This window comes from Polynucleobacter sp. Fuers-14, assembly GCF_018882045.1.
Taxonomy (GTDB): domain Bacteria; phylum Pseudomonadota; class Gammaproteobacteria; order Burkholderiales; family Burkholderiaceae; genus Polynucleobacter.
In genome coordinates this window covers 1-5,307 of the sequence record NZ_JACVPG010000039.1, presented here as the reverse complement: position 1 = coordinate 5,307, position 5,307 = coordinate 1, and the positions used below count along the sequence as shown (strand labels likewise).

General features: G+C 46.7%; 4 protein-coding genes and 1 tRNA gene. 1 reads left to right on the top strand and 4 read right to left on the bottom strand.

Features of this window, described 5'->3' with window-relative positions; all coding sequences use genetic code 11:
* Positions 1–157: 157 nt before the first annotated feature.
* The 4 genes from ICN40_RS11600 to rnr form a co-directional block, all read right to left on the bottom strand.
* Positions 158–1,258, bottom strand: a complete 1,101-nt coding sequence (locus ICN40_RS11600) for a hypothetical protein (protein WP_216244148.1) — start codon at positions 1,256–1,258, stop codon at positions 158–160.
* Positions 1,259–1,483: 225 nt separating this feature from the next.
* Positions 1,484–1,669 (bottom strand): DUF2892 domain-containing protein, encoded by a 186-nt coding sequence (locus ICN40_RS11595; RefSeq protein WP_216244147.1) that lies wholly within the window; start codon positions 1,667–1,669, stop codon positions 1,484–1,486.
* Between the two features lie 15 nt (positions 1,670–1,684).
* Entirely contained in the window at positions 1,685–2,452 is a 768-nt protein-coding gene (gene rlmB / locus ICN40_RS11590) for a 23S rRNA (guanosine(2251)-2'-O)-methyltransferase RlmB (RefSeq protein WP_216244144.1), read from the bottom strand.
* Between the two features lie 15 nt (positions 2,453–2,467).
* Positions 2,468–4,849, bottom strand: coding sequence for a ribonuclease R (gene rnr / locus ICN40_RS11585; RefSeq protein ID WP_216244142.1), 2,382 nt, complete (start codon positions 4,847–4,849; stop codon positions 2,468–2,470).
* A 155-nt stretch (positions 4,850–5,004) separates the two neighbouring features.
* Here rnr and ICN40_RS11580 point away from each other — a divergent pair.
* Positions 5,005–5,091, top strand: a tRNA-Leu gene (locus ICN40_RS11580).
* Positions 5,092–5,307 lie beyond the last annotated feature (216 nt).

Genomic DNA, 5,307 nt, shown 5'->3' with positions numbered 1-5,307 from the left:
TTTTGGCCGCCGGATTTTAAATACTCATTAACTACCTGGAGCTTGAACTCCGTACTGTATTTGCTCATAAAACAAAACCCCCTTGGTTGGACTTGATGTCCAACTTTTGGGGGTCAGTTCACGAAGGCGGCTCTTTCTAATAAAGGCCAGAAGCTAATTACTTCTTAATCCCAACCTCGTAATTACCGCTATTTGTATTGTCGTGGGCTACATATAAACCGCTACCGGCTAGGATCGCAGATCCAAAGGTGCCATCAGCACGAGTGAAGCTAAGCAGTCCAGCCCAATTGGCATTTGTGGTCAGTGTTCCGGTGACCGAACTCATACCTGTTGGATACGCAGTAAATCCCAAACCAGAAATTACTGTGGTTCCAGTTAAGCCATCATTTTCAACCCAATACCACGTTCCATCGGTTTGACTAGTGACGATTGCTGTCTGTGTTGAGCCAACTATCTGACCATAGCCGTAGTAGTTATCCGATAAGTCAACAACCACTACTTTTTGACCGTTAGCAGCGGTGTATGCCACAAAACTACCCGATGTACCGCCAACTGGATTTGGACTTTGACTGCCGTTATTTCTCAATAAGTTGTAAACACCTGAGTTTGAGGTTGCTGAAATAGTGCCAGTTGTTAGCGTTCCACCTGAGCAAGCGGTATCAAGCACAAGGTTAGCATTCTTGCAAATTTTGTAGGCGCCAGATGCATCAACAGTCAGTGTTCCATGCGCAGGATTACATGCATTTGTATTAACGCCATACGTTTTAGTGGAGCAAGCTTGGCTAATATAGTTATATGTCCCAGCCAAATTGGCTATTGAAGTAATTGGACCGTTTACGCCAAACATTGGATTTGTTTGATTGCCAGCCCCACCGCCATAGTTAACGGTTAACTGACCAGCTACGAGACCATTTGAACTCATTAAAGCAGTGGCAGACTTAATGAAGCTATCTGATGAAGTTGATAGGTTCCAAGAGCCATCTGAATTTTGAGATGTTAATGTTCCGGTTCCAGTCTTTCCAGTAAATCCATAGCTAGACTGAATATCGGTATAGCTATAAACCTTATTGGTTGTATCAACAGTAAAGGAAATAACCTCACCAGCGGCTGATGAGGTCGTATAGGTCGCAGTCGTTGCGGCTACTGGAGCTGCAGGGCTAGTGCTAGAAGTGGAGCTGGAACCACCGCCTCCACCACAAGCAGCAACTACCACACCAACAAAGAGTGCTGCAATAGAGAGTAATAAACGATTTTCCACAGAAACTCCTAGTAATTAGTTTTAATAATTTATATCTTTAATTATAGTTATCTTAATTCCCGCCTTAATGTCTCTTAGCGGAAAAAGGGAATATCTCCCCAGCCACCCCTCTAAAAATAAGGGTAGCAGCGTCTCATGTTGGCCGAAAGCAGACTCCCAGCGACAAAAAAAGCCACCCTAGAGGATGGCTTTGTTAACGATTTCAGCAATAAATAAGAGTATTACTTACTTCTTGGCGGTATTGATGCCAAGCATTGAGTAAGCTGGGCAATTGCCAATCATCCCCGTTAATAAGGGAACAATTCCAGTCCAAGCCCATGGGCCAGTAATGCCAAAACCAGCTAAGCCCATTAGCGTGACGCCAACAGTCATTCGCAGAACGCGATCAGTATGTCCAATATTGCATTTCATATGAAGCTCCTTGTTTTACTTGGCAGCTTTGTCAGATACTTTAGCTAGGCGCTGTCTTAATGCCTCATATAAGCATACGCCACTTGCAACAGACACATTCAAACTCGATACAACACCTTGCATCGGTATTCGAACCAATTCATCACAGTTTTCTTTAGTAAGGCGACGCATACCCTCACCTTCAGCCCCCATCACAATCCCAATGGGGCCTGTAAGGTCGATGTCATAGATCGATTTTGTAGCTTCGTCGTCTGTGCCAATCAGCCAAACACCCGCTTCTTGCATTTCTTTCATACTGCGTACGAGGTTAGTCACCGTAATGACTGGCATCACTTCTGATGCCCCACTAGAGACCTTGCTAACGGTGGCATTAATCGATGCAGAGCGATCTTTAGGAACTACTACGGCATCTACGCCCGCACCATCTGCTACACGCAAGCAAGCGCCAAAGTTATGGGGATCAGTAATGCCATCTAAAACCAAAAACAATGGTTTTTTCTGAGCACTCTCAGCATCCTCAACCACTTCAGTGACAGTGCGTGCCACAGTCATTTTTTCAGCCAAAGCAACAACACCTTGGTGACGATCATGCCCTGTCAACTTATGGAGGCGCTCTGCATCTGCTGCATGCAAACGCTCACCCAAAATCTCTTCGGCTTGCTTTAAAAAATCCCCCATACGTCTATCACGACGACCGGAGTCAAAGTACACAGACTTCAAACTGCCTGGATCAACTCGTAAGCGCGCTTGCACCGCATGAAAACCTACTAATATTTGCTTCATTTTCTTTTCTATTCTTTATTTGCGGCGTGCTTTAGTACTGCGAACTGGAGGCTTGCTGCCTGCAGGCTTGCCGACGGCCCTGCCGGGCTTTGCTTTGCCATTTTTGCGAGTGGCTTTACTCTTAGACTGGTTAGCTCCAAGCGTTCCAGCAGATTTAGCTGCATTGACATTGATGCCACTTGGCTTTTGTGGAACCTTGTTGTCAGAACGACCTCTTTGAGGGGCTGCTTTTTTATTGGGTCTGCCTGTATCCGTTGCCAATAGCAATTGACGACGATTGGAAGATCCGCCAGGCTCAGCACCAACGGATTTGACAAGACTAAATTCAATCTTGCGCGCATCTAAGTCAACTCGACTGACCAATACATGTAAACGATCGCCCAAGCGATAGCGAATACCAGTACGCTCTCCACGCAATTCTTGGCGAGCCTCGTCATATTGGAAGTAATCTCCGCCAAGCTCGGTGACATGCACCATACCTTCGACAAAGAGATTCTCTAGCTGAATAAATAAACCAAAGTTTGCAACGCCGGTGACAGTACCAGCATATTCTTGACCTAAATGGTCACGCATGTAGTAGCACTTGAGCCAAGCTTCTACATCACGTGAAGCTTCATCAGCACGACGCTCATTGGATGAGCAATGAACGCCCAATTGGCCCCAGATTGGCAATGCGGCGTTGGCACCCTTAGGTGGCTTAGTACCTTTGGCTGCCCCTGCTTTTGCATCGCTTTGGGATTTCTTGGCATTGACTGCATTCTCACGACCTTTGCCTTTACGTGGCAAGGTGAGATTGAGTGGAACCTTCGGAGGCAATACAGGAACGTATGGTTTTTTCTGAAGAATCGATTTGATCACGCGATGCGTTAGCAAATCAGGATAACGGCGGATCGGGCTTGTGAAATGTGAGTAAGCTGGGTAAGCCAAGCCAAAGTGGCCTTCATTGTCGGGCTGGTACATCGCTTGTTGCATGGAGCGCAATACCACTGACTGCAGCATATTGGCATCGGGGCGCTCTTTAATTTCACGCATTAATTTAGCGTAGTCACGTGGCTTAGGTTTATCGCCACCGCCCAATGACAGACCTGAAGTTCTCAAAACTTGGCGCAAAGCAACCAACTTCTCTTCTGATGGCTCACCATGTACACGATAGAGACTAAGGTGCTTATTTTTTTCAATAAAGTCGGCTGCACATACGTTAGCAGTCAACATGCACTCTTCAATTAAGCGGTGGGCATCATTGCGAAGGCGCGGCTCAATGCGAAGTATCTTGCCAAGCTCATTACTAATGATTTGTGTTTCAGTTGTCTCAAACTCAATAGCGCCCCGCTTCTCACGAGCAGCCAATAGAATCTTGTAAAGAGAGTAAAGGTTGCCGAGTAATGGGCGGAACTGAGCAAAGCGTGTTGCCTCTGGACCCTTACTATTGGACAGAATCTCCCAAACAGTGTCGTAAGTAAAACGTTGCGCTGAGTGCATTACCGCTGGATAAAACTGGTAAGCCAACACAATACCGTTGTTATCGACAACCGAATCGCACACCATACACAGGCGGTCTACGCCAGGATTCAGCGAGCAAAGACCATTCGAGATCTTCTCTGGAAGCATAGGGATTACACGTCTTGGGAAGTAGACTGAAGTAGCACGCAATAAGCCCTCGTCATCTAATGGCTGACCCGGTTTGACGTAATGGGATACGTCAGCAATCGCCACGATCAAACGCCAAGCCTTAGTCTGGCCGTACATGACGGGTTCGCAATAGACAGCGTCATCAAAGTCTCGCGCATCAGCACCGTCAATAGTGACTAAAGGCACGTCACGTAAATCAACACGACCTTCTAGATCGGATTGCTGGACTGTATCTGGCAATGCCGCAGCCTCTTTCATAGCGGCGGCAGAAAATTCATGGGGGACGCCATACTTACGTACAGCGATTTCGATTTCCATACCGGGGTCGTCAATCTCACCCAATACTTCAACTACACGCCCAACTGCCTGACGATAGCTATCTGGGTAATCAATAATCTCTACGCTGACAACCTGGCCTAGCTTCGCTTGTCCTTGACCCTTAGGCGGAATCAAAATGTCATGACCAATGCGCTTATCTTCTGGCGCAACAATCAGAACACCGTTTTCATTTAAGAGACGACCAATCACTACTTTATTAGCGTGCAGAACTACTTCAACAATCTGCCCTTCTGGGCGACCACGTCGATCCGTTCCTAGCACCCTGACATTGACTCTGTCGCCGTGCATGACGCGTGACATTTCTCTTTCTGACAGAAAGATATCCTCACCACCATCATCGGGAATAACAAATCCAAATCCATCTCGATGCCCTTGAACTGTTCCTAAGCGGTCAGCCTCACGTGGCATCAAGTCTTTTGCTTTACGCATTTAATTCCTTCGGCAATACATGCCCTGTATATATCTACTGATATCTATTTTTGTTATGAATAAGGCTACTGTATCAAACCACCAAGTCTGAGGGGAAAAAGCCAAATGGGGGTAGAAATGACCTCAAAACGCCCATCCCTCTATAATAAGGGCATGCCCAGGTGGCGAAATTGGTAGACGCACCAGCTTCAGGTGCTGGCGATCGTAAGGTTGTGGGGGTTCGAGTCCCTTCCTGGGCACCAAATACACCTACAAAGACCTATATGGGGACCAAAGCCCTTTTTACAATAGGCAAGCACTCTAAGCGCCCAAAGAAAAACCGCCCTAATGAACTGACCCCCAAAAGTTGGACATCAAGTCCAACCAAGGGGGTTTTGTTTTATGAGCAAATACAGTACGGAGTTCAAGCTCCAGGTAGTTAATGAGTATTTAAAATCCGGCGGCCAAAAACGGGTTGC